Genomic DNA, 24,614 nt, shown 5'->3' with positions numbered 1-24,614 from the left:
TGTGTGACCTCTGTCTGTGGACTCGCGGGGCGGGCTTACGGGCCGACGGGCGTCAGCCGGGCGCCGACGGGGCTCTGGCGGGCCTCGGGGTGGTGGCGGCCGAGGAACTCGGTGACGATCTCGACCTGGCGCAGGATGTCGTCGAGCTGGCTGAGGCTGGGGCTGACGCCGTGTCCTTCGAGGGCGCTGTTGCCGGTCTTGAGGTAGATAGGGGCGGCCACGCGGACGAACTCGGGTGCCTCGTAGGTGCGTACGAAGCCGCCGGACATGCGGGGGTTGTCGACGTGGCAGTCGAGCGGGATGGACACCGCCTGGCGCAGCGCCGCGATCATCGGGAGGGTGAGGTCGCGGACGGGGTTGAAGCTGTCCGCGCCGAGCATCTCCAGCATCTGCGCGGAGGCCGCGTTGCCGTGGCCGCAGTGGGCGGAGACCTTGAGGTGGATGTCCTCGGGCAGGTCACCGGCGGTGCGCAGCCGGTTCAGGACCCACAGCAGGCCCTCGTCGTAGACGACGAAGCCGCGTACGCCGAGTTCGAGACCGCGTTTGACGTCCTCGACGGCCCGGACGATCTGTTCCTGGCCGCGGAGGCGGTAGCCGATGCGGACGCCTTCGGGGGTCTGGACGCTGCCGCCGGTGTCGTAGCTGGCGCGGGGGCCGACCGACATCAGGATCTCGGCCCCGTACTCCCGGCCGAGGGCGACGTAGTCGGCGATCTCGCGTGCCGTGTGGCGGTACATGCCGCGGGTCTCGGTGATGCGGTTGATCGAGAAGCCGCGGCGGCTGCTCTCCGACAGGAGCGTCTGGGCGGCCTGTACGGAGTTGACGGTGGGCACCTCGATCCTGAAGTGGCAGCCGTCGTCGAAGGTCTTGCCGGAACCCTCGCCGGCGGAGGGGTCGGCGCCCGGCAGTCCGAGGCGGGCGAGCTGGGCCCGGGTCTCGTCGAAGAAGGGCGTGGTGGGCGGCGTGGTCGCGGTCGTGGTCGCGGTCGTCGTGGTCGTCATCTCGTCACCTCGATGCCGAGCAGGTCCGCCGTCCGTCCGACGATCTGCTCGGCGATCCCGATCGATGTCGCGTGGTCGGCGTGGACGACTTGTACCTCGCCGAAGTTCCCGAGGTTGCCGCGGCAGGCGGGCAGCACGTCGCCGTCCGGGAAGCGGACCGTGAGCGCGTGCAGGGCGTCCCCGTACTCGGTGGCGGCCCACTCCAGGTCGGGTACCCGGTCCGGGCGGGGGACGGGTTCGGCGGCGCCGAACCAGCGGACGGTCGCGTACCGGTCGAAGGCCGGGGCGACCGGCTCCACCTCCTCGTCGAGGTGGACGCGTACGAGCAGTTCGAAGATGTCGCCGCCGCCGGCGAGCCGGAAGAGGTTCGGCAGGCAGGAGCCCATGATGCGCGGGTTCAGTTCGATGAGCCGGGGGCGGCCGTCCGCGCCGAGCATGATCTCCACGTGGAAGACGCCCAGGCGCAGGTCGAGGGCGGTGACGACGGCTTCGGCGAACTCCATGACGCGGGCGTGGTCGTCCGGGCCGATGGCGGCGGGGATGGTGGTGCCGGTCTCCAGAGCCTCGTGCCGGTGCCAGGTGGAGCGTTCGCTGACGGCCAGGCGCAGGAAGCGGCCGTGGGAGAGGCCGATCTCGGCGGAGAGGAAGCGGCCGGTCAGGTACTCCTCGACGAGGATGCCCGCCTCGTAGGTGGTGGGGTCGGCCTCGGCGCGGGCCATGACCTCCCGCAGGTGTGCCTCGTCGGCGACGACGTGCGCGCCCTCGCTGGCGGAGCCGCGGGCCGGTTTGACGACGACGGGGTATCCGGTGGCCCGGGCGAACGCGGCCGCCCCGGCGTGGTCGGCGACGACGGCGTGCCGGGTGGCGTCGACCCCGGCGGCGGCGAGAACCTCGCGGCAGCGGTGCTTGAGTTTGGCGTCCCGGGCGCCCCGGGCGCCGGTGAAGGGGACGCCGATCTCCTCGGCGATCCGGGCGACCGGGACGACGAGGGCGTCGACGGTGGCGACGAACCCGTCGACGGGGCGGTCCCGGTGGACGGCGAGGACGAGGTCGCGCAGGGCCTCGTGGTCGGTGTGGTCTTCGAGGACGTGCACGGTGTCGACGAACGCGCCGTAGGGCGAGGCGTCGAAGTCGATGTTCTGGGACTTCTCCATCCGCAGGGAGCGGATGAGGGTCACCTCGTGGCCGAGCCGCCTGGCCGCCTCGAAGGCGGGGGCGTTGCCGGTCTTCCACGTGACGAACAGGACGTGTCTGCGGGTGTCGTGCGGTGTGGGGTGGTCTGTCATCGGGTCGTCTTCCTCGCGAAGCGCTGTCCGATCCGGACGAAACCGGGTACGCGGGTTCCGGGCGTGGGGATGAAGGAGATGGAGCCGGCCAGGATGTTCTTCTTCGACATGGAGCTGAAGCCGCCGGCGCCGGAGAGCACGAGGTCGCCCTCGTCGAGCCGCAGCCAGCTGCCGTCGCGCTGGCGTTCGGAGTACTCGTAGCCGAGGTGCTCGCCGCCGCGCAGGACGTTGAGCCGGTACCCGTCGGAGGCGTACAGGCCCGCGCAGTCGGCGAGGTCCATGTCGAAGGGGCGGCCGGTGCGGATCAGGCCCTCGCCCGTCAGGGTGCGCAGGAGGTCCTCGTAGAGGCCGAAGGCGGGGTAGGCATTGGCCAGGAGGAGCAGGAAGCCGCCCTTCTCCGGGAAGATCTGGATGAAGTTGTGGTGGCCGCTGCCGTTGGAGTTGAAGCCGAAGGCGGTCGGGCCGAACATCAGCCAGCCCAGGCCCCAGGCGTGCATGAAGTGGTGGCCGGGTACGTCGATCTGCGGGGTGCGCATCTGCTGGGCGAGCTCGGCGGACAGCAGCCGCTCCCCGCTCGGGGCCACGCCGTCGCGGAGGGCCAGCAGGGCGATGTTCGCGAGCTCGGGGAGGGTGAGGCACACGGAGAACGAGCCGGCGGCGTCGTCGGCGACGGTCTGGCGGGGCGGGTCGTGGCGTACGTAGCGCTGCTCCGTCTCGCTCCACAGGTAGCCGGCCGAGACGGTGGCGCCGTAGTGGCCGTCCTCGGCGAGGGTCTCGGGGATCGCCTCGATGCCGAGGGGGGTGAGCATCAGCTCGTTGACGGCGCGGCGCCAGGGGACGCCGAGGACCCTCTCGATGAGGGCGGCGACGATGGAGGTTCCGCAGGCGGAGTAGGCGAAGACCTCGCCGGGCTCGAAGAGCTGTCCGTAGCCGGCGAAGGTGTCGAGGTAGCGGTCGAGGTCCGGGAGGTCGGTGTCGTGCCAGACCTCGTAGGAGTCGTCGATGCCGCTGGTGTGGGACAGCAGCTGGCGCAGCGTCACCTCGACGGTGCGGCCGTCGCTGCGCCGGAACGCCTGCGGGAGCAGGCCGGTGAGGGGTTCGTCGAGGGGGAGCAGGCCGCGGTCGACGAGCCGGAGCGCGGTGAACGCCAGCATCGGCTTGGTGATGCAGGTGACGCGCTGGCGGGAGGTCTCGTCGCGGGGCCGGCCGGTCTCGATGTCGTCGACGCCGTGGTAGGTGAAGCGGAGGGTGCCGTCCGTGTAGACGGCGGCGCCGGCTCCGGGGACTCCGTGGCCCCGGCCGGACTCGTGCAGGGTCTCGGCGACGGCGTCCTGGAGCCCGGCGGATCCGGTGGCGGCCGTGGCGGCGGGGGCCTGGGCGCGCTTGTGGCGCAGCAGCCGGGCCTGGGACTCCAGGGTGCGGTGTTCGTAGATCTCGGCGACGCGCACGGTGCGGCCGGCGGCGTCGCCGAGGCGGGCGGCCAGCAGGTTGGCGAGCAGGGAGTGGCCGCCGATGGAGAAGAAGTCGCGGTCGGCGGCGAGGTGGGCGACGCCGAGGAGGTCGCTCCACACGCCCGCGACGAGGGCCTCGTCGGGGTCGTCGGTGGTGAAGCCGCCGTCGCCGCCGTCGGTCGCGGTCCAGTCGACCTCCCGGGCGGCGAGCGCCTTGCGGTCGACCTTGCCGTTGGGCAGCTGGGGCAGCCGCTCCTCGACGATGATCTTCGACGGCTGCATGTAGTGCGGGAGCTTGCGGCGCAGGTGGTCGCCCATCTCCTCGACGGCGGGGCCCCCGCCCTCCAGGCCGACGTAGCAGACGAGGCGGGTGTCGTCGTCCTTGCGGACCGCGAGGGCGGCGACGTCGCGCAGTCCCACGACCTCGCGCAGGACGGACTCGATCTCGCCGAGTTCGATGCGGAAGCCGCGGACCTTGACCTGGTTGTCCCGGCGGCCCATGAAGCGCAGTTCGCCGTCCTCGGTCCAGCGCGCCAGGTCGCCGGTGCGGTACAGGGTGCCGGGCGGCAGGTGCGCGGGGGCGGGGACGAAGGCGGCGGCGGTGCGCTCGGGGTCGTTGATGTACCCGCCGGCCACGCCGTCACCGCCGAGGTGGAGTTCGCCGACGGCTCCGCGGGGCACGAGCCGGCCGTGGGCGTCGAGGAGGTAGGCGGCGGTGTTGTGGACCGGGACGCCGATGGTGGGGCTGTGGGTGACGGGGCCGGTGAAGCACTTCCACGTGGAGTACGTGGTGTCCTCGGAGGGTCCGTACAGGTTGTAGAGGCGTTCGACGGACGTGTCGGCGAAGGCCGCGTTGACGAGTTCCTTGGCGAGGGGTTCGCCCGCGACGTTCAGCACGGTGGTGCAGGCGGGGACGGCCGACCGCTGCAGGAGCACGTTCAGCGCGCTGGGCACGGTGTTGACCAGGGACGGGCGCAGGGTGTCGTCCTCGGTGAGGGCCAGCACGTTGTCCACGACGACGACGCAGCCGCCGGTGGTCAGCGGGGCCCACAGTTCGAACACCGAGAGGTCGAAGTTGAGCGAGGTCGCGAAGAGCACGCGGGCCAGGTCCTCGGGCCCGTAGGTGTCGCGGGCCCAGGCGAGCAGGGCCACCACGTTGCGGTGGCTGATGACCACGCCCTTGGGCAGGCCGGTCGAGCCGGAGGTGTAGATCAGGTGGGTGGTGGCGGCCGGGTCCACGGCGAGGGCCGGCGGGTCGGGGCGTTCGGCGGCGGCCTTCTCCCAGAGCTCGTCCCACGCCAGCGCGGTCGTGTCCACGGCGGTCAGCCAGGGCGCGGGGCCCGTGCCGCTCGTGTCGTCGTGGACGACCCCGGCCATGTCCGCGGTGGCGGCGATGCCGCTCAGCCGGTCGGCGGGGTAGGCCGGGTCGAGGGGGACGTAGGCGCAGCCGGCCTTGTGGACGGCGAGCAGCAGGCAGACGGTCCGGTGGGTGCGGGCGACGGAGACGCCGATGCGCGAGCCGGGGGTGATGCCCCGGGCCAGCAGGGCGCGGGCGATCCGGTTGGCCTGTTCGTCGAGCTCGCGGTAGGTCAGGACGGTGCCCCGCCACTCCACGGCCGGGGCCTGTGGGGTGCGGGCCGCCTGGGCCTCGACGTGGGTGTGCAGCGCGGTGTCGCGGGGGTAGGGCCGGGCGGTGGCGTTGAGGTCCGCCAGCAGGTGGCGGGTCTCCGGCTCCGAGAGCAGGGCCAGGTCCGTGACGGGGTCGGCGGGGCGGCGGCAGGAGTCGAGGAGCAGAGTCCGGTAGTTGGCGGCCATCCGGGCGATGAAGTCGGCGGTGAACAGGGTGGCGTCGTAGAGCAGCGCGAAGCGGACGGAGTCGGGGGTGTGCTCGGCCTCCAGCAGGAGGTGCAGGCCGTCCGGGCGGGTGGCCGCCGCGGCTCCCGTCCCGGGGGCCTGGTGGTCTCTGAAGCCCACGCGCAGGCCGGTGCCGAGGGCCGCGAGGGGGTCGGCGGCGGTGGCATCGGGGGTGTCGGCGGCATCGGGGGTGTCGGCGTCCGGGCGCTCGGTGGCGGCGCGGTAGCGGGCGGCGAGGGCGGCGGTCAGGGCGGCGAAGGTGACGTCCTCCCCGATCCGGGAGCGGACGGCCACGGGGTGGGCTCCGGCCGGTCCGCCGGCGCGGGCGGTGACGAGGTCGTCCTGGCCGCTGTAGCGGTGGATCAGGAGGGTGAACGCCGCGTTGAACAGCTCGGCGGCTTCGAGCCCGCGCTCCCCGACGAACTCCGCGAGTGGCTGGAAATCGTCACCCGTCCAGGTGTGCGTCCCCGGCAATTCCGTGGCCTCGCCGCCGGGGTCCCGGGTGGGCAGCTGGAGTGCCGGAGCCACCGTCCGCCCCTCTTCGGGACCGGCGGATGCGGCGGTATGCAATTCGGCCACCGACGTGATTCCCCTCGTTCGACTGCATTGTTTCGGTCTGCGGGCACGACGGAATTCATCCCCCGGCGCGGTGCGGTCTGCCGGAAAAAGCCTCACGGAATTCCGATGCCCTGCTGAATTCGCGCACGCCACTGCTCCCCGGGGGCCCGGGGTGGGCGGCATGTGGAATACGGGTGTGACCCGTGTGTGGAATGTGTGCGGAATGCGAGCGGGTGGTGCGGGCCGGCGGGAGCGGCCGGGGAGGCGCTACGGGACGCGGGCGGGCGCCCCGGCCGGGTCCCGCTCCGCCCGTCTGCGCTCGGCGCGGGAGGCGACCAGGGGCATGAGGGCCCCGATCGAGGCGAATCCGACGCCCATCACCAGCCAGCCGACCGCGCCGTGCTCGATCGCCAGCCAGGTCAGCAGCGCCGGCGCGATCATCTTGCCCAGGTCGGCGCCCATCGCGGCGGTGCCCTGGTACTGCCCCTGGGCGTGCTCCGGGGCCAGGCCGAAGGACATCCCCCAGCTCCCGGCGGACTGCCGGATCTCCCCCAGGACGTGTGCGAGCGCGCCGACGACGAGCAGGACGCAGGCGACGGCCGCCGAGGCCCCCTCGGTGAGGGCGAAGACCACGCAGGCCACGCCGAGGCAGAGCGACCCGCTCCGGGCCGCCCGCGCGGCGGCGGACGGTTCGTCGGTTCCGCGCGCGGCTCTGACCTGGAGCAGGACCACGGCGACGGTGTTGGTGATCAGGATGGCCGCGATCATCCAGCGGGGTGCGCCGGTGTGGTGCAGCACCCAGAGCGGCAGCACCACGTCCAGCAGCAGGTTGTGCATGGACAACAGGCCGTCCAGGACGACGAAGGCGAGGAAGGGCCGGTCCCGCAGCACCACCAGCGCCGGGCCGGGCCGGGCGGGCTGCGCGGGCACGGCCGGGAGCAGCAGCGTGAGCAGTCCGGTGACCAGGTAGGTGGAGGCGTTGAAGACGACGGCCGCCCGGTAGACGGAGGGGCTGTCGGCGACCAGCACCAGCCCGGCGAGGCCAGCGCCGACCGAGACGCTGACGTTGCTGGTGGCCCGCAGGTAGGCGCGGACGGAGACCCGCTCCTCGGGGGCGATCAGCCCGGCGATCATGGCCATCCGGGCGCTGCGGCTGGCGCTGTAGGCGACCGCCTGCACGGACAGCACCAGCAGGTACTGCCGGAATCCGTCGACGAGCAGGAGCGCGGCGGTCAGCGGACCGAGGGCGAGGAAGGACCAGATCTGGACGGCCCGCGGGCCGATCCGGTCGGCCAGGTGCCCGGTCGGGGTGCTGAGGGCCAGGGCGACGCCCGCGGCGACGCCGACGCCGATGCCGAACTGACCGGGCGAGAGCCCCAGGACGGACGTGGCGTAGATGGCGTTGAGCGCCATCCACAGGCCCTGTCCGAGCGTGTGCACCAGCGTGATGCCGGTGAGGGTGCGTGCGGTTCCCCGTGCCGGGAGCAGCCGGCTCAGCATTGCCGCACCCGGCCGCCGTCGCGGCGACCGGAGAACCTTAAGGGCCTCGGACAGAATTGCCCGGACCATTTCTCTACTGTCAGGATCACTGACACCGTTCCGTACCCCTCGTTCAGCGCCATTGCCAACGACAAGATTCGGGAATTTCCCCCGGTGCGTCCGTCCAAGATCGTTGGCCGGGCACGAAGACCTATTAGAGACGTGCTGCGGTGGCACGTCCAGGGAATATGTTGTGGCGCTCGTCACATGCGAATGCCGGGACGGTGCTCGGTAAATTCTTGGCGAAATTCTCCGGAGGAATTGCCGTGAACGTCCCGGCTACCTGCGGGTAGGAAACGGCCGGGACGACGGGAAGGCCCCCGCACCGGTGTGCGGGGGCCTTCCTTTCGACGGTTCGTACGGGCCGGGCGGGCCGGTGGTCCGGCCCGTCAGTCGCCGGAGCGGGCGGCGGCGATCTGCGCCACCCGGCCCCGGACCAGGAACCAGCCGCCGACCAGAGCCGCGCCGATGACCGGGACGAAGAGGATCGTGGTGCGGCCGACGCCGCCGTCGCACCACATCAGGACCAGGACGGCGACCAGGAAGACCAGCGTCACGATCTGGGTGTACGGGGCCCAGGGCAGGCGGTAGGAGGGGCGCTCCAGGCGGCCCTGCTGCGCGCGCCGCCAGAAGTGGAGCGAGCACAGCATGACCATCGCCCAGGTGCCCAGGATGCCGAGCGAGGCGAAGTTCAGGACGATCTCGAAGGCGTCCTTGGGCATGAAGTAGTTCAGGCCGACGCCCGCGACGCCGAAGGCCGCGGTGAACAGGACGCCGCCGTAGGGGACCTTGCCCTTGTTCATGACGCCGGTGAACTTGGGGGCGGAGCCGGAGATGGCCATCGAGCGCAGGATGCGGCCGGTGGAGTAGAGGCCGGAGTTCAGGCTGGAGAGGGCCGCGGTCAGGACGACCAGGTTCATGATGCCGGCGGCGCCGGGGACGCCGAGCTTGTCGAAGACCGTGACGAAGGGGCTCTGGTCGCCGGAGTACTCGGTGTACGGGAGCAGCAGGGCCAGCAGGACCACGGAGCCGACGTAGAAGAGGCCCACGCGCCACATGATCGAGTTGATCGCCTTGGGCATGATCTTCTCGGGGTTCTCGGTCTCGCCCGCGGCGACGCCGCACAGCTCGACGGAGGCGTACGCGAAGACGACGCCCTGGATGACCAGGAGCATCGGGAGCACACCGGACGGGAAGATGCCGCCGTTGTCGGTGATGTTGGCCAGGCCCGGGGTGTGGCCGCCGATGTCGTGGCTGGTGGCGACGAGGTAGATGCCGACGATCAGGAAGACCGCCAGGGCGGCGACCTTGACCAGGGAGAACCAGAACTCCATCTCGCCGAAGTACTTCACCGAGATCAGGTTCGCGGTCAGCACGACGGCCAGGGCGATGAAGGCCAGCACCCACTGGGGGACGTCGGTGAACATCGACCAGAAGTGCGCGTAGGTCGCGGCGGCCGTGATGTCGGCCACGGTGGTCGTGGACCAGTTGAGGAAGTAGAGCCAGCCGGCGGTGTAGGCGCCCTTCTCCCCCATGAACTCGCGCGCGTAGGAGACGAAGGCCCCGGAGGACGGGCGGTACAGGACGAGCTCGCCCAGGGCCCGGACCACGAAGAAGGCGAAGACTCCGCACACCGCGTAGGCGATGGCGAGGGAGGGGCCGGCGCCGGCGAGCCGGCCGCCCGCGCCGAGGAACAGGCCGGTGCCTATCGCTCCGCCGATGGCGATCATGTTGATGTGGCGGGACTTGAGGTCCTTGCTGTAACCCTCGTCACCGGCGTCGACATGGCGGGACGACGCCTCGGCGGGGGCCTCGGTCAAGGTGCGGTCACTCATTCGGGACTTCGCCTTCGTGGTTCGGACAGGCAGGTCCGGGGCGCGTGCGGGGGAGCTGGGTGGTGTCCCCCGTGCCGCGGTCCGGTGATTTTGTCGCCCCAATAGACCATGAGGCTCCGCTACCCGCCAAAATCGGCCCCATGCGCACGCAGGCCCCCGGCGACCATGGAAACGGTCGGCGGGGGCCTGCGGCAGGCACGAATGCGAGGCTACGGGGCTCAGCCGGCCGGGTCGGCCTCCGCGGCCTGGTCGAGGCGGAAGGCCTCGTTGCCCAGGCCGATCCGGGCGTGCGCCTCGGGGCGGCGGCTCTTGAGCAGCAGCCCGTGGACCAGCCCGCCCAGGGCGGCCACGAAGATGATCGCGGGCAGCGCCCAGCTCAGCGCGGAGCCCTCCGCGGCGCCGACGAGCACGCCGAAGTCGCGCACGGTGTAGACGGCGATGGCGACCAGGGCGAGGCCCGCCAGGGCCGCGGCGGTCAGGCGCCACACCTGGGCGCCCGCGGTACCGCGGCGGACGAAGAAGGCGATGACGGCGAAGGAGGAGGCGGCCATCAGCACGGTCACGCCGAGGGCGCCGACGCTGCCCATCCAGGTGAACAGGTGCAGCACGGGCGCGGTGGGGTCGCCGGCCGGCAGGCTGTCGGTGAGCGCGAAGACGATGACGACGACGGCCGCCACGACGGTCTGCAACAGGGAGCCGGTGGCGGGGGCGCCCGTGCCGGGGTTGGTGCGGCCGAAGCGGGCCGGGAGCAGGCCCTCACGGCCCATGGCGAAGGCGTAGCGGGCGACGACGTTGTGGAAGCTGAGCATGGCCGCGAACATGCCGGTGACGAAGAGCACGTGCAGGCCGTCGGTGAAGGCGGCGCCCAGCCGGGACTCGGTCAGCTCGAAGAGCAGTGCCGGACCGGCCTTCGCGGAGGCGGCCGTGATCCGGGCGGGGCCGGTGGCCACCGACAGGGCCCAGGCGCTGAGGGCGAAGAAGACGGCGACGAAGCCGATCGCGAGGAACATCACGCGCGAGACCACGATGTGCGGCTTGCTGGTCTCCTCGGCGTAGACCGGCGACTGCTCGAAGCCGACGAAGGCGGCGATGCAGAAGCACAGGGCCGTGCCGAGGCCGGCTCCGGAGAGGGTGCCGGGGTCGAAGGCGGTCAGGGAGAGCCCTTCGGGGCCGGGCTTGCCGAGGGCGGCGGCGTCGAAGACGACGACCAGGGCGCACTCGATCAGCAGCAGGACCCCGAGCACCTTGGCGTTGAGGTCGATCTTCAGCCAGCCGAGCGCCCCGGTGGCGGCGACGGCGATCAGGGCCGGGATCCACCAGGCGACGCCGACGTCGAGGTAGGTCGCGAGGAGGCCGGAGATCTCGAAGCCCAGGATGCCGTAGACACCGACCTGCATGGCGCTGTAGGCGACGAGGGCGACGAGGGAGGCGGAGGCCCCGGCGGTGGGCCCGAGGCCGCGCGCGATGTACGCGTAGAAGGCGCCGGCGTTGTGGACGTGGCGGCTCATCTCGGCGTACCCGACGCCGAAGAGGGCGAGGACGACGCCGAGGATCACGAAGAGGAGCGGCTGGCCGACGATGCCCATGACCCCGAAGATCGTGGGCATGACACCCGCGACGACCATCAGGGGCGCGCTGGCGGCGAGTACGGAGAGCAGCAGTCCGGCGGTGCCGAGGCGGTCGGCGCGCAGGGCGCGGTCCTGGCCCTTGTACGTGCGGATCTCGGCCTCGGCTGGGAGCGTGGTGGATCTGCCCGTCGGCATGGCGGGGTCCTTTCGGGGGGACTGGCTGGTCGGGGTCAGGCGGTGCCGAGCGCGGCGCTGCGCGCGGCGAGGAAGGCCTTGTGCGGGTCCCGGTCCGGATAGGACCAGGGCGCGGGGGTGGCATGGCTGCCGATGCGGTGGAAGAGGGCCGCGGCCTCGGCGGGGCGGCCCTCGCAGAGCTTGGCGTGGGCGAGGAAGTTGAGGTCCACCCGGTTGCGGGGGTGGTCCTCGCGTTCCCACTCCAGCCACCAGTCGAAGGCGGAGCGCAGCACCTGGCGGGCGCGGCGGCCGGACCAGTGCGGGCCCGCGGACCCGGGGGCGGAACCGCCCTGGGCGGCGGCGAGGACCCGGTAGCGCTCGGCGTGGGCGATGACGGGCAGCACGGCGAGCGGGGAGTCGGCCGGGGACTCCTCGGCGGCCCAGGAGGCGAAGTCGTAGACCTCGTGGAGCGGGTCGTGCCCCTGGGCGGGGGCGCGTTCGGCCAGCTTGGCGACCATCAGGTGGTGGGCGTGGTGGTGCTCCCGGTGGCGGGCCCGGACCTGGTCGAAGTGCCGGCTGAACTCCTCCTCGGTGCCGAAGGCGCGGGAGAGCATGAGCAGGCCCAGCCAGGGCGTGGGGTCGGCGGGCAGCAGTGCGGCGGCCCGCCGGCAGGCCTCCTCGGCCGCCTCGGGGGTGGCCTTGCGGCGCAGGGCGCTGAACACGGCGGCGCAGGCCAGGAGGGTCGTGGCGTCGGCGCTGCCGGGCTCGGCGAGCAGCCATTCGCGGGCCCACGCGGTGGCGGCCGGGGTCTCGGCGAGGACGACGACGCGGTGGCCGCGGCGGTCCCAGTCGTCACCGGTGCCGACAAGGAGGGCACGGGCCTTGGCCCACCGGCCCTGGGTGAACTGGGAGCGCACGGAGACCAGTTCGGTGTCGCACAGCGCGGGGTCGAAGAGCTGGGCTTCCCGCTTGCGGGCGCGGCCGAGGGGCGGCGGAGGCGGGGACATCCGCGGGTTCCCTCCAGGACGCGGGCGCGGGTGGACGACGTACGCGGGAGCACGCACGGGGTGACGACTGCGGGCGGTGGTGCCAGTGGTGCGGGCGGTTCCGGTGGTGCGGCAGTTTCGGTGGTGCGGTGGCGCCGGTGGTGCGGCTGGATCGTGCCCGTGAGTGTTCCGGATGATCACGCACAGCAAACCGGTACGCACAGCTCCGCGTCAAGGTCCGGTCCGCCGCGTGGCGGGTTTCAACTGGTGTTTCCGCTGGCCGAGTTGGCACGGTTGCGGTGGTTCGCTCACGCGTGTCACCCGCCGGACGGGGCCCGTAGGCTGTCGCCATGGCGATCTACGACGACCTGCCCCCGTGCCTCCTGGGCTTCCCCGGGGAACTGCGGGACCGACTGGTGGCGGCGGTGCTGAGCGGGGCGAAGACCACGACGACGGGACTGCTGGAGCAGTACGAGCGGGAGGGCGAGCCGCTGCCCGAACCGGGGACGCGCGCGGTGCTGGTGGACTCCGCCGAACGGCCGCTGGCTGTCCTGGAACGGACGGAGGTGCGGGTGCTGCGGCTGGCCGAGGTCGATCTGCGGCACGCGGTGGACGAGGGCGAGGGGTACGCGTCGGTGGCCGAATGGCGCGCCTCCCACGAGGGGTTCTGGCACAGCGCGGAACTGCGCGCGGCCATGGGCGACCCGCACTTCACGGTCGGCGACGACACCCTGGTCGTCACCGAACGTTTCAGGGTCCTCCGGGACGGCGACGGGGCCGGGGCCTAGGAGACGGGCCGGGGCGGCCGGGGCCTAGGAGACGGGCCGGGGCGGCCGGGGCCTAGGAGACGGCGCGCGCCGCCGCGCGGCCCGCGGCGCGGCCCGAGAAGATGCAGCCGCCCAGGAAGGTGCCCTCCAGCGCACGGTAGCCGTGGACCCCTCCCCCGCCGAAGCCGGCCGCCTCGCCGGCCGCGTAGACGCCCGGGAGCGGTTCGCCCGCCGGGGTCAGGACGCGGGAGGACAGGTCGGTCTCCAGGCCGCCGAGGGACTTGCGGGTCAGGATCGAGAGCCGGACGGCGATCAGCGGGCCCGCCTTCGGGTCGAGGATCCGGTGCGGGGCGGCGGTGCGGATCAGCTTGTCGCCGAGGTACTTGCGGGCGCCGTGGATAGCCGTCACCTGGAGGTCCTTGGTGAAGGGATGGGCGATCTCCCGGTCGCGGGCCATGACCTCGCGGCGGACGGTGGCCTCGTCGAGGAGGTTCTCCTTGGTGACCGCGTTCATGCCCCGCACCAGGGCGGCCAGGTCCCGCTCGACGACGAAGTCGGCGCCCCGGTCCATGAAGGCCTTCACCGGGCCGGGCACGGCCTGCCGGGCGCGGTCGATGACGTCGCGGACCGACTTCCCGGTCAGGTCGGGGTTCTGCTCGGAGCCGGAGAGGCCGAACTCCTTGCCGATGATGCGCTGGTTGAGCACGAACCAGGTGTGGTCGTGGCCGGTCCGCATGATGTGGTCGAGGGTGCCGAGGGTGTCGAAGCCGGGGAAGAGCGGCACGGGCAGCCGCTTGCCGGTGGCGTCGAGCCAGAGCGAGGACGGGCCGGGCAGGATGCGGATGCCGTGCCGGGCCCAGATGGGGTCCCAGTTCTCGATGCCCTCGGTGTAGTGCCACATCCGGTCCTTGTTGATGTGGCTGGCGCCGGCCCGCTCCGTGATGCCGAGCATCAGGCCGTCCACGTGGGCCGGGACCCCGGACAGCATCCGCTCGGGCGGGGTGCCGAGGCGGGCCGGCCACTGCGCGCGCACGAGGTCGTGGTTGCCGCCGATGCCGCCGCTCGTGACGATCACCGCCTGGGCCCGGAGGGAGAAGGCCCCGGTGGCCTCGCGGCTGCTCGCGGCCCCCCGTACGGCGTCGGAGGGGGCCAGGACCTCCCCGGTGACGGTGTCCACCGCGCCGCCGGTGGTGCCGAGACCGGTGACCCGGTGGCGGAAGCGGAACTCGACCAGCCCGCGGGCCGCCCCGGCCCGGACCCGGCGTTCGAAGGGGGCGACCAGGCCGGGGCCCGTTCCCCACGTGATGTGGAAGCGCGGGACGGAGTTGCCGTGGCCGTTGGCGTCGTAGCCGCCGCGCTCCGCCCAGCCGACGACGGGGAAGAAGCGCACGCCCAGGGAGTGCAGCCAGGGCCGCTTCTCCCCGGCCGCGAAGTCCACGTACGCCTCGGCCCAGCGGCGCGGCCAGGCGTCCTCGGGACGGTCGAACCCCGCGGTCCCGGACCAGTCCTGGAGGGCGAGCTCGCGGCTGTCCCTGATGCGCATCCGCCGCTGCTCGGGCGAGTCCACGAAGAACAGGCCGCCGAAGGACCAGTGGGCCTGGCCCCCGATCGACTGCTCGGGCTCCTGGTCGAGGAGGATCACCTTGCGGCCCGCGTCGACGAGCTCGGCGGTGGCGACGAGCCCGGCGAGGCCCGCTCCGATCACGATCACGTCGGCGTCGTACGTCGTCATGGGCAGCCGTCCTCCGGTCGGTGGTGGGGCAGATCCTTTGCTACGGAGCGGTAACCCGTCAATGGCGGTGGTTGGATGGGTTCCGTGAGTGCCGCTGACGAAGTACTGGACGTGGTGGACCGGGACGACCGGGTCACCGGGCAGGCCCCGCGGGGCGAGGTCTACGCCCGGGGGCTGCTCCACCGGTGTGTGTTCGTGCAGGCCAGGGACGCGCGGGGGCGGGTGTTCGTGCACCGCCGGACCGCGTCGAAGCTGGTGTTCCCCGCGTACTACGACATGTTCGTGGGCGGGGTGCTGGGCGCCGGGGAGGACTACGCGGGGGCCGCGCTGCGGGAGGCCGAGGAGGAGCTGGGGGTGAGCGGGCTGGAGCAGCCCGCGCCGCTGTTCAAGTTCCTCTACGAGGGACCGGGCGGGGCCTGGTGGTCCTACGTGCACGAGGTGCGCTGCGAGCTGCCGGTGACCCCGCAGGCCTCGGAGGTGGACTGGCACACCTGGCTCCCGCAGGAGGAGCTGGACCGGCGGGTCGCCGACGGGAGCTGGCCGTGGGTGCCGGACGGGCTGGAGGCGTACCGGCGGCTGACGGCGTACCGCGCGGGGTGAGGGCGGGGGCGCTCCCGGGGCGAAGGCCGGGGCGCTCCCGGGGTGGCCGGGGGGCTGCCCGTAGATTGGCCGGATGATCGACTTCGTCAAGGACGTGCGCCTCTGGTTCGCGCCGCAGCGGCTGAGGGACGAGGGCGACACCCCGGACTACCGGTTCTCCCTGGCCAACGAGCGGACCTTCCTCGCCTGGATCCGGACCGCGCTGGCGCTGGTGGGCGGCGGGTTCGCGGTGGACCAGTTCCTGCCGGACCTGCGGTGGGGGGTGCGCGTCGGGATGGCCCTCGCGCTGCTGGCCGTCGGTGCGGCCTGCGCGCTGCGCGCGGTGAACCACTGGGTGCGGTGCGAGCGGGCGATGCGGCGGGGCGAGGACCTGCCGCTGTCGCGGTTCCCGGTGGTGCTCAGCCTGGGCGTCGGGCTGGTCGCGGTGGCGATGGTGGTGGTCGTGCTGCTGGGCTGGACGACGGGCCGGTGAGCGGGCCGGGGGCGGCCTCCCGCGATGCCGGGCTCCAGCCGGAACGGACCCGGCTGGCCTGGCGGCGCACGACGCTGGCCTGTTCGGTGGCGGCGGTGCTGGCGGTGCGGCAGGCCCTGCACGGCTCCGGCTCCCCCCTGCGGGTGGCCGGGACGGCGGTGATCGCGCTGATCTGGCTGGCGTTCCTGGGGGTGGCGCACGTACGGATGCGGCAGCTGGCGACGGCGCGGCCGCCGGCGCTCGCGCCGCGGGTGGCGCTGGGAGCGGTGCTGTGCACGGTGGCGCTGGCGCTGTTCGCGATGACGGTGATCTTCTGAGCCCTGCCGGGCCGCGCGACACGACACCAGACAGAACGGGCATTACGGGACGTTCCCCACTAGCCTCTGCGCCATGACGACCCTGCACCACGAGCACCCCACGCACAAACACACCCACGGCCCCTCGTGCGGGCACCGGGCGGTCTCGCACGGCGACCACGTGGACTACGCGCACGACGGCCACCTGCACCGGGAGCACTCCGGGCACTGGGACGAGTGCGAGAGCGCGGAGCACACCACCCACGACGGGCACGCGCACGCCCACGGGGCCGGCTGCGGGCACGACTCGGTCCCGCACGGGGACCACGTCGACTACCTGCACGACGGGCACCGGCACGCGGAGCACGACGGCCACTACGACGACCACTGACGGCCGCCGCCGTCGCCCGCTGACGGCCGCTCACCCCCGCCCACCCCCGCTCTCCCCCGGCCGGACCCCGGCTGACAGGATGCCGAGGACCTGTCGCAGCGACCCGGGGGAGAGCGCCCATGACCGTCGACGCACCGTACGTAGTCCAGCCCGCGGCCGGGGTGTACGCCTACGTCCAGCCGGACGGGGGCTGGTGCCTGAACAACGCCGGCTTCGTCAGCGACGGCGTGCGGACCCTGCTCGTCGACACGGCCGCCACCGAGCGGCGGGCGCTGGCCCTGCGCGAGGCCGTCACGGCGGCCGGGGTGCCGCTCCCCCGGACCGTGGTCAACACCCACCACCACGGCGACCACACCTACGGCAACGGGGTGTTCGCGCCCGAGGCCGTGATCGTCGGGCACGACAACGCGCGCGCCGAGCAGCTCGCGGCCGGGCACCAGCTGGAGCTGATCTGGCCCGCGACCGACTTCGGGGCGATAGAGATCGTCCCGCCGGACCTGACCTTCAGCGAGCGCCTGACCCTGCACGTCGGCGGGATCGAGGTGCAGGTCATCCACCCGGGCGTGGCGCACACCACCGGGGACGCGGTCGTGTGGCTGCCCCGGCAGCGGGTGGTCTTCACCGGCGACCTGGTCTTCGCCGGGGGCACGCCGTTCCTGGCGATGGGTTCGCTGTCCGGGTCGCTGCGGGCGCTGGAGCTGCTGCGGTCCCTGGGCGCGGAGACCGTCGTACCGGGGCACGGACCGCTGACCGACGCGTCGGCGTACGAGGCCACCGAGCGGTACCTGCGGTTCGTCGCCGAACTGGCGCGGGAGGGGCGGGAGAAGGGGCTGACCCCGCTGGAGGTGGCGCAGGGGGCCGATCTCGGGGAGTTCGCGGCCTGGCGGGAGAGCGAGCGGCTGGTGGCGAACGTGCACCGGGCGTACGCGGAGCTGGCCGGGGCGCCGGAGGGGGCGGCGCTGGACATCATGGCCGTGCTGCGGGACATGACGGTGATGAACGGGGGCACGCCGATCCTCTGCCACGCCTGACGCCGGCGGGCGGCGGTGTCCGGAGGTTCCTCCGGCCCGCCCTCTGGACTCCATACCGACTGGTCGGCATGATGGCCTCCGAGCAACCCCGACCGTCAACCCCGTACGGAGGTGCGCACCATGACCGCAGTACCGGCAGGCTCCACGGGCCCGCGCGGCCTGGACCTGGAGCGGCTGCGCGGCCATCTCGACGCCGTGCGCCCCGGGCTCGTGGGCGGGCCGCTGAGCGGCCGGCTGATCGAGGGGGGCCGGTCGAACCTGACGTACGCGGTCACCGACGGCTCCGCCCGCTGGGTGGTGCGCCGCCCGCCGCTCGGGCACGTCCTGGCCACCGCGCACGACATGCGGCGCGAGCACCGGGTGATCGCCGCCCTGCACGGGACGGCCGTTCCGGTGCCCGGACCGCTGCTCCTGTGCGAGGACGAGGAGGTGCTGGGCGCACCGTTCTACGTGATGGAGTACGTGGACGGGGTCCCGTACCGGACCGCCGGCCAGCTGGAGGGGATCGGCCCCGAGCGGACCCGGCGGGCGGTGCTCGCCCTGGTGGACACCCTCGTCGACCTGCACGCGGTGGACCCCGCGGCGGTGGGGCTGGGCGACTTCGGCCGGCCCGAGGGCTTCCTGGACCGGCAGCTGCGCCGCTGGGGCAAGCAGCTCGCGGCCTCCCGCGGGCGGGAGCTGGCCGGCATCGACGAGCTGCACGCCGCGCTCGGCAGGACCCTGCCCGCCTCCCCCGCGCCGACCGTCGTGCACGGGGACTTCCGGCTGGACAACGTACTGATCGGCGGGCCGGACGACACGATCCGGGCGGTCCTGGACTGGGAGATGTCCACGCTGGGCGACCCGCTCACCGACCTCGGGCTCCTGGTGATGTACAGCTCCGACCTGGGCCTGACGGACTCCCCGGTCAGCACGACCAGCCGCGCGCCGGGGCACCCGGACCCCGCCGAGCTGGTCGAGCGCTACGCCGCCCGCTCCGGGCGCGACACCGGCGCGATCGCCTGGTACACGGCCTTCGCCTGGTTCAAGCTCGCGGTGATCCTCGAAGGCATCCACTACCGCTTCACGCTCGGTCAGACGGTCGGCGCGGGCTTCGACCGGATCGGCGAGCTGGTCCCGGTCTTCATCGAACACGGTCTGACCACCCTCCAGGAAGGCTGAGCCACACCCATGGACTTCGCATTCGACGCCCGGACCGAGGAACTCCGCGAGCGGCTGCTCGCGTTCATGGAGAGTCACGTGTACCCGGCGGAGGCCCTCGCCGTCGAGCAGCGCGCGCGGCTGGCCTCGCCCTGGGACACCCCGGCCGTCTTCGGTGAACTGAAGGCCGAAGCGCGCCGCCAGGGCCTGTGGAACCTGTTCCTGCCCGATTCCGGGTACGGCGCCGGGCTGACCAACCTCCAGTACGCCCCGCTCGCCGAGATCACCGGCCGCAGTCCGCACCTGGCGCCGATGGCGACCAACTGCGCCGCCCCGGACACCGGGAACATGGAGCTGCTCGCGCAGTTCGGGAACGAGCAGCAGAAGAAGCAGTGGCTGGAGCCGCTGCTGGCCGGCGAGATCCGCTCCGCCTTCGCGATGACCGAGCCCGAGGTGGCCTCCTCGGACGCGACGAACATCGAGACGCGGATCGAGCGCGTCGGCGACGAGTACGTGGTCACGGGCCGCAAGTGGTACATCTCGGGGGCGATGAACCCCGACTGCAAGGTCTTCATCGTGATGGGCAAGACCGATCCGCAGGGCGCCGACCCGCGCCGCCAGCAGTCGATGGTCCTGGTCCCGCGCGACACTCCGGGCGTCGAGGTCCGGCGGGCGATGACGGTGTACGGGTACGCAGACCACGACCACGGCGGGCACGCCGAGGTGGTCTTCGACGGGGCCCGGGTTCCGGCGGCCAACCTCATCGGCGAGGAGGGCACCGGTTTCGCCATCGCCCAGGCGCGGCTGGGTCCGGGGCGGATCCACCACTGCATGCGGCTCATCGGCATGGCCGAGCGGGCCGTCGAGCTGATGTGCCGCCGCGCGCTGGGACGTACGGCCTTCGGCAGGGAACTGGCCGCGCAGGGAGTGGTGCAGGGCTGGATCGCGGACGCCCGGGTCACCATCGAGCAGCTGCGGCTGCTGGTGCTGAAGACCGCGTGGCTGATGGACACCGTGGGCAACCGCGGGGCGCACACCGAGATCCAGGCCATCAAGATCGCGACCCCGCGCGCGGTCGTGGGGATCCTGGACCAGGCCGTGCAGCTGCACGGCGCGGGCGGGGTCAGCCAGGACTTCCCGCTGGCCGAGCTGTGGGCGGCGGCCCGGACCCTGCGGCTGGCGGACGGCCCGGACGAGGTCCACCAGCGCTCGCTGGCCCACCGGGAACTGAAGAGGTACGCGGGGCGCTCCTGAACGTGTGGGAATCGTGTGGGAGTTCGTGCGAACCCATGTGCGAGGTGAAGGCGGTGCGGGGGGCCTTTTGAGAAACCTTGTTGAACAACTCCGAACCGCCGGTACGTTCTTGATTTGCGCCTGTCAATCGGAACAGGGTTCTCCAGAAGGTTCGACGCCCCACACGTCACCATGAGGAGAACGTTCCAGATGGCAACTCACAAGCGCAGCCGCACCCTCCGGTACGCGGCGGTCGGCACGGGAGCCGCCGCCGCGGCGGCCGTTGCCCTGATCGTCAGCCCGTTAGCGGGAGCGGCCACACCGGCCGAGGGCACGGTGTACGGCCTGGGCGCACCCGGTGCGATCAGCGGGAGCTACGTCGTCATACTCGACGCATCCGCGAACAAGGAGCAGCTCGCCAAGAAGTACGGCGGCGAGCTGAAGCGCACCTACGACTCCGGGGTCAACGGCTTCTCGGCCGCGGGCCTGAGCGAGACCGAGGCCAAGCGACTCGCCGCGGACCCGGCCGTCGGCAAGGTGGTGCAGAACAAGAAGTTCACGATCAAGACCACGCAGGACGACCCGCCGTCATGGGGTCTGGACCGGATCGACCAGACGGCCAAGGCGGGCGACAAGAAGTACACCTACCCCGACAGCGCCGGCGAGGGCGTGACGGCGTACGTCATCGACACCGGCATACGTACGACGCACAAGGACTTCGGCGGTCGCGCGACGTCCGGCTTCGACGCGGTGGACAACGACGACAAGGCGGACGACGGCAACGGCCACGGCACGCACGTCGCGGGCACCATCGCGGGAGCCGCGCACGGCGTCGCCAAGAAGGCGAAGCTGGTCGCGGTGCGGGTGCTGGACGACAACGGCTCCGGTTCGACCGAGCAGGTGGTCGCCGGGATCGACTGGGTCACCCAGCACCACTCGGGGCCTTCGGTGGCCAACATGAGCCTGGGCGGCGGCGCGGACGAGGCGCTCGACGAGGCGGTGCACCGGGCCATCGCCTCGGGCGTCACCTTCGCGGTGGCGGCGGGCAACGAGTCGGCCGACGCCGGTCAGGGCTCACCCGCACGGGTCCCGGAGGCGATCACCGTGGCGTCGAGCACCATCGACGACGAGCAGTCCTCGTTCTCCAACTTCGGCTCCGTGGTGGACCTGTACGCGCCGGGTTCGGACATCACGTCCGACTGGAACGACAGCGACACCGGTACGAAGACCATCTCGGGCACCTCCATGGCCACCCCGCACGTGGTGGGCGCAGCGGCGGTCTACCTAGCCGGGCACCCGTCCGCGACCCCGGCGCAGACGGCCGCGGCGCTGACGGCCGCGGCCACGAGCGGCGCGGTGACCAACCCCTCGGCGGGGACGGCGAACAAGCTGCTGAAGGTGGCTCCGTAGCGGCGCAGCCTCCGCGGTACCCGTAGTCCCGTAGGCCTGTAGTCCCGTAGTCCCGTGTCGGCCGGTGCCGGGGCGGGGCTACGGGCGCAGGGAGCGCAACAGCAGGTCGGCGAGGTGGTCGGCGACCTGGTGCGGGGTGAGCGGGCCGTCGGTGCGGTACCAGGTCGACAGGTGGTGGACGGACCCGAAGTAGAAGTCCACCACCAGGTCGGCGGGGGTGGCCGTGGCGAACACCCCCGTGCGCTGGCCCTCCTCGACCAGGGCCCGGAACCGCTCGTGGTAGCGCCTGCGCTCCGCCCGCACCTGCTTGTACTTCTCCGGGCTGAGCTGGTGCATCGACCGGAAGAAGATCATCGCGTCGTCGAGGTTCTCGATGGTGGTCACCACCACGTCGGCGGCGGCGGCCCGCAGCCGCTCCTCGACGGGAGCGTCGGATCCGGCCACCGCGTCGAGCCGCTGCTGCTGGAGGCGCAGCATGCGCGCGTAGACCTCGTGCAGCAGGTCGTCCTTGGAGCCGAAGTAGTGGTAGAGCGCGCCCTTGGTGACGCCGGCCGCCTCGACGATCTCCTGCACGGAGGTGCGGTCGTAGCCGCGCTCGGCGAAAAGCCTGGTCGCGACGGCGAGCAGCCGCTGCGGCACCGGGGTCTCCCGGTTGATGTCCTCGGGTCCCGCGGTGGTGCTGGCGGCCATGGTGCTCGCCTTCCTCTCCTGATCCGTCGCCTGTCCTGCGTGTGCCGGGTGTCCTGCGCCGTACGACCGTCCGACGGTTTTCAGCCGCGCTCGCGCAGTTCCCGTCGCAGGATCTTGCCACTGGTGGTCTGGGGAAGAACAGGCAGGATCTCGACCTCGCGCGGGTACTTGTACGCGGCGAGCCGCTCGGCGCAGTACGCGGACAGTTCCGCGGGGTCGGCGCCGGCCCCGGGCCGCAGGCTCACGTACGCCTTCACGCTCTCGCCGCGGTAGGCGTCGGGGACGCCGACGACGGCCGCCTCGCGGACGGCGGGGTGGGTGTGGAGGACGTCCTCCACCTCCCTCGGCCAGACTTTGAACCCGGAGGCGTTGATCATGTCCTTCTTGCGGTCGACGACGTAGAGCCAGCCGTCTCGGTCCATGAAGCCGACGTCACCGGTGCGCAGTTCCCCGTCCGGGAAGGCCGCGGCGGTCTCGTCGGGGAGCCCCCAGTAGCCGGGCACGACCTGGGGGCCGCGGACGGCGATCTCGCCGGTCTCGCCGAGGGGGACCTCCGCGCCCTGCTCGTCGAGGATCCGTACGAGGGTCTGCGCGCCGGGCAGACCGACCGAGAGGGTGCCCGAGCGGGGGTCTACGGGCGCCTCGCGGTGGGCGGGCACCGAGGCGCAGGGGGCAGTGCACTCGGTGAGGCCGTAGCCGTTGCGGAGGTAGAAGCCGAAGGAGGCGCGGAGGCGCTCGACGAGGGCGGGCGGGAGCGGGGCCCCGCCCGAGGAGACCACCTGGAACGAGGCGAAGTGCTCCGCGGTGGCGGCGGAGTGGGCTGCCAGGGCCATGAAGGCGGTGGCCGGTCCGATGGTGTAGGCGGGGCGGTGTTCGAGGAAGGCGTCGAGGACGGCGCCCGCGTCGAAGCGGCGGGCGAGGACGAGGGTGCCGGCGTTGACGAAGCAGGCGGCGAGCTCGCAGACGAGGCCGGTGATGTGGAAGAGCGGCGCGAGGGCGAAGTACCCGGCGCCTTCGGGCAGGGGGTGGCCGGTGACCTGGCGGGTGGCGTTGTAGGTCAGCGCCCCGTGCGGGTTCATGGCGCCCTTGGGGGTGCCGGAGGTGCCGGAGGTGTAGCCGAGGAGTGCGAGGTCGCCGGACTCCGGATCCGGCCCTTCCGGCGCGGGGTGGCCGTGGCGCGCCACGGCCACCAGGTCCTCGGGCCCGCCCGGGAGCGGTTCCGGGGCCGGGGCCGGGGCCGGGGCCGGTGCCGGGTCCGGGGCGGGGGCCGGGTCCGGGGCGGGGAAGAGGCGGGCGTCGTCGCGGGTCTGGAAGTCGCGCTCGTCGGTGGTGAGGACGATCCGGACCCCGGCCCCGTCCGCCGTCCCGCGCAGGTACCGCGCCCAGGCGCCGGCCTCGCAGACCAGCGCGACGGCACCCGAGTCGCGCAGCACGTGCCCGGCCTCGGCGGACTTGTACATCGGGTTCAGCGGGACGACCACCGCCCCGGCCTTCCAGGCGGCCAGCACGCAGAGCACGAAGTGCGGGGAGTTCTGGAGCATGACGGCGACCCGGTCGCCCCGCCGGACCCCCCGCGCGACGAGGTACCCGGCGAGGGAGTCGGAGAGGGCGTCGGCCTCGGCGTAGCCGACGCGCCCGTCGAAGTACGCGAGGGCCGTGCGCCCGGGGGCGCGGGCCACGGCCGCCCGGAAGGCGTGCAGCACGGTGGCCGGCGGGCTGACCGGCGCCAGCTGCGCCGCGCTGAGCCGGCCCAGCCACGGCCGCGCGGCGTACGGGGAGCCGGCCGGGTCCGCCCCGCCGGCCCCGGGCGCGCCGGCGGGCGTCACGAGGACTCCCACTTCTGCTGGAGGTGGTTCATGGCCCCCAGCCACCGGTCCGGGTCGTTCGCGCGGGCGGCGTGGTAGTCCGCCACCTCGGGGTGCGGGAGGATCAAGAAGCGGCCCTTCTCCATGCCGTCGAACAGTGCGTCAGCGACCGCGTCCGGCTCGATGGCGGTCGGCGCCAGGACGAGTTCGCCCGCCGAGCCCGCGGCGGTCAGCATGTCGGTGCGCACGCCCTGCGGGCAGATGGCGTGGACCCGGACGCCCCGGTGGCGGTAGGTCAGCGAGAGCCATTCCGCGAAGGCGAGGGCACCGTGCTTGCTGACACTGTACGGCGCCGCCCCGATCATGGTCAGCAGCCCGGCGGCGGAGACGGTGGACACGAAGCGGCCGCTGCCGCGCTCCAGCCACTGCGGCAGCAGGGTCCGGGCGGCCCGTACGTGCGCCATGACGTTGGTGTCCCAGGCCGCCTCCCACACGGCCTCGTCCGCGAAGACGTCCCCGCCCGAGGCGAGTCCGGCGTTGGCGCAGTAGACGTCGACCGTGCCGCCGAGGGCCTCGCGGGCCGCACCGGCGACCGTCGAGGCGTCTCCGGGGACCGCGACGGCCCGGGGGCCGATCTCCCGCGCGATCGCTTCGGCCTTCGCGGGGTCGAGGTCGTTGACGGCGACGGTGGCGCCCTCGGCGGCGAAGCGGCGGGCGAGGGCCGCGCCGATGCCGCCGCCCGCGCCGGTGACGACGACTCGCTGGTCCTGGTACGCGTTCACGGGGATCACCTTT

General features: G+C 72.9%; 20 protein-coding genes. 9 read left to right on the top strand and 11 right to left on the bottom strand.

What is annotated here, in order from left to right:
- Window positions 1-35: 35 nt before the first annotated feature.
- The 7 genes from SLAV_RS29030 to SLAV_RS29000 all read right to left on the bottom strand — a co-directional run bounded on the left by SLAV_RS29030 (window position 36) and on the right by SLAV_RS29000 (window position 12,273).
- Entirely contained in the window at window positions 36-1,001 is a 966-nt protein-coding gene (locus SLAV_RS29030) for a U32 family peptidase (RefSeq protein ID WP_234333856.1), read from the bottom strand.
- Window positions 998-2,287, bottom strand: a complete 1,290-nt coding sequence (locus tag SLAV_RS29025; RefSeq protein ID WP_030238958.1) for an ATP-grasp domain-containing protein — start codon at window positions 2,285-2,287, stop codon at window positions 998-1,000. The genes SLAV_RS29030 and SLAV_RS29025 overlap by 4 nt, the downstream gene beginning before the upstream one ends.
- On the bottom strand, window positions 2,284-6,120 hold the full coding sequence (locus SLAV_RS29020) for a non-ribosomal peptide synthetase (protein ID WP_263459223.1): 3,837 nt from the start codon (window positions 6,118-6,120) through the stop codon (window positions 2,284-2,286). Before SLAV_RS29020 ends, SLAV_RS29025 begins: the two co-directional genes overlap by 4 nt.
- A gap of 297 nt (window positions 6,121-6,417) precedes the next feature.
- On the bottom strand, window positions 6,418-7,650 hold the full coding sequence (locus tag SLAV_RS29015) for an MFS transporter (protein WP_030238953.1): 1,233 nt from the start codon (window positions 7,648-7,650) through the stop codon (window positions 6,418-6,420).
- 428 nt (window positions 7,651-8,078) lie between these two features.
- Window positions 8,079-9,524 (bottom strand): amino acid permease, encoded by a 1,446-nt coding sequence (locus SLAV_RS29010; protein ID WP_030238952.1) that lies wholly within the window; start codon window positions 9,522-9,524, stop codon window positions 8,079-8,081.
- 218 nt (window positions 9,525-9,742) lie between these two features.
- Window positions 9,743-11,287 carry an APC family permease gene (locus tag SLAV_RS29005; protein WP_030238949.1) on the bottom strand — a complete coding sequence of 515 codons (1,545 nt, stop codon included), beginning with the start codon at window positions 11,285-11,287 and terminating at the stop codon, window positions 9,743-9,745.
- A 35-nt stretch (window positions 11,288-11,322) separates the two neighbouring features.
- The gene (locus tag SLAV_RS29000) at window positions 11,323-12,273 is read right to left on the bottom strand and encodes a hypothetical protein (protein ID WP_030238947.1); all 951 of its coding nucleotides are present in this window, start codon (window positions 12,271-12,273) and stop codon (window positions 11,323-11,325) included.
- A 329-nt stretch (window positions 12,274-12,602) separates the two neighbouring features.
- On the opposite strand from SLAV_RS29000, the gene SLAV_RS28995 reads away from it, so the two are divergent.
- The gene (locus tag SLAV_RS28995) at window positions 12,603-13,040 is read left to right on the top strand and encodes an ASCH domain-containing protein (RefSeq protein WP_030238944.1); all 438 of its coding nucleotides are present in this window, start codon (window positions 12,603-12,605) and stop codon (window positions 13,038-13,040) included.
- 52 nt (window positions 13,041-13,092) lie between these two features.
- Here SLAV_RS28995 and SLAV_RS28990 read toward each other — a convergent pair whose 3' ends face one another.
- Window positions 13,093-14,751, bottom strand: a complete 1,659-nt coding sequence (locus tag SLAV_RS28990) for an FAD-binding dehydrogenase (RefSeq protein WP_030238941.1) — start codon at window positions 14,749-14,751, stop codon at window positions 13,093-13,095.
- A gap of 75 nt (window positions 14,752-14,826) precedes the next feature.
- Here SLAV_RS28990 and SLAV_RS28985 point away from each other — a divergent pair, with 75 nt between their 5' ends.
- The 8 genes from SLAV_RS28985 (at window position 14,827) to SLAV_RS28950 (ending at window position 21,324) form a co-directional block, all read left to right on the top strand.
- Entirely contained in the window at window positions 14,827-15,351 is a 525-nt protein-coding gene (locus SLAV_RS28985) for an NUDIX hydrolase (RefSeq protein WP_388096453.1), read from the top strand.
- Between the two features lie 73 nt (window positions 15,352-15,424).
- The gene (locus SLAV_RS28980) at window positions 15,425-15,823 is read left to right on the top strand and encodes a YidH family protein (protein WP_030238937.1); all 399 of its coding nucleotides are present in this window, start codon (window positions 15,425-15,427) and stop codon (window positions 15,821-15,823) included.
- Window positions 15,820-16,140 carry a DUF202 domain-containing protein gene (locus SLAV_RS28975; protein WP_030238934.1) on the top strand — a complete coding sequence of 107 codons (321 nt, stop codon included), beginning with the start codon at window positions 15,820-15,822 and terminating at the stop codon, window positions 16,138-16,140. Before SLAV_RS28980 ends, SLAV_RS28975 begins: the two co-directional genes overlap by 4 nt.
- A 73-nt stretch (window positions 16,141-16,213) precedes the next feature.
- Window positions 16,214-16,510 carry a hypothetical protein gene (locus tag SLAV_RS28970; protein WP_030238931.1) on the top strand — a complete coding sequence of 99 codons (297 nt, stop codon included), beginning with the start codon at window positions 16,214-16,216 and terminating at the stop codon, window positions 16,508-16,510.
- Between the two features lie 119 nt (window positions 16,511-16,629).
- On the top strand, window positions 16,630-17,541 hold the full coding sequence (locus SLAV_RS28965) for an MBL fold metallo-hydrolase (RefSeq protein ID WP_030238929.1): 912 nt from the start codon (window positions 16,630-16,632) through the stop codon (window positions 17,539-17,541).
- Between the two features lie 120 nt (window positions 17,542-17,661).
- Window positions 17,662-18,702 (top strand): phosphotransferase family protein, encoded by a 1,041-nt coding sequence (locus tag SLAV_RS28960; RefSeq protein WP_030238926.1) that lies wholly within the window; start codon window positions 17,662-17,664, stop codon window positions 18,700-18,702.
- A gap of 9 nt (window positions 18,703-18,711) precedes the next feature.
- Window positions 18,712-19,935 (top strand): acyl-CoA dehydrogenase family protein, encoded by a 1,224-nt coding sequence (locus tag SLAV_RS28955; RefSeq protein ID WP_030238923.1) that lies wholly within the window; start codon window positions 18,712-18,714, stop codon window positions 19,933-19,935.
- A gap of 189 nt (window positions 19,936-20,124) precedes the next feature.
- Window positions 20,125-21,324 carry a S8 family peptidase gene (locus tag SLAV_RS28950; RefSeq protein WP_030238920.1) on the top strand — a complete coding sequence of 400 codons (1,200 nt, stop codon included), beginning with the start codon at window positions 20,125-20,127 and terminating at the stop codon, window positions 21,322-21,324.
- A gap of 78 nt (window positions 21,325-21,402) precedes the next feature.
- Here the strand turns inward: SLAV_RS28950 and SLAV_RS28945 are convergent, their stop codons facing one another.
- From SLAV_RS28945 to SLAV_RS28935, 3 genes are all read right to left on the bottom strand, one after another.
- Entirely contained in the window at window positions 21,403-22,014 is a 612-nt protein-coding gene (locus tag SLAV_RS28945) for a TetR/AcrR family transcriptional regulator (protein ID WP_037688592.1), read from the bottom strand.
- Between the two features lie 80 nt (window positions 22,015-22,094).
- Window positions 22,095-23,840: a class I adenylate-forming enzyme family protein gene (locus tag SLAV_RS28940; protein ID WP_051841374.1), complete on the bottom strand. Its 1,746-nt coding sequence runs from the start codon at window positions 23,838-23,840 to the stop codon at window positions 22,095-22,097.
- On the bottom strand, window positions 23,837-24,610 hold the full coding sequence (locus tag SLAV_RS28935) for an SDR family oxidoreductase (RefSeq protein ID WP_199922228.1): 774 nt from the start codon (window positions 24,608-24,610) through the stop codon (window positions 23,837-23,839). The genes SLAV_RS28940 and SLAV_RS28935 overlap by 4 nt, the downstream gene beginning before the upstream one ends.
- Window positions 24,611-24,614 lie beyond the last annotated feature (4 nt).

The sequence above is a fragment of the Streptomyces lavendulae subsp. lavendulae genome, from assembly GCF_002803845.1.
Taxonomy (GTDB): Bacteria; Actinomycetota; Actinomycetes; order Streptomycetales; family Streptomycetaceae; genus Streptomyces; species Streptomyces lavendulae.
Note: the sequence above shows the minus strand (reverse complement) of the source record. Positions and strands in the feature narration are given on the sequence as shown.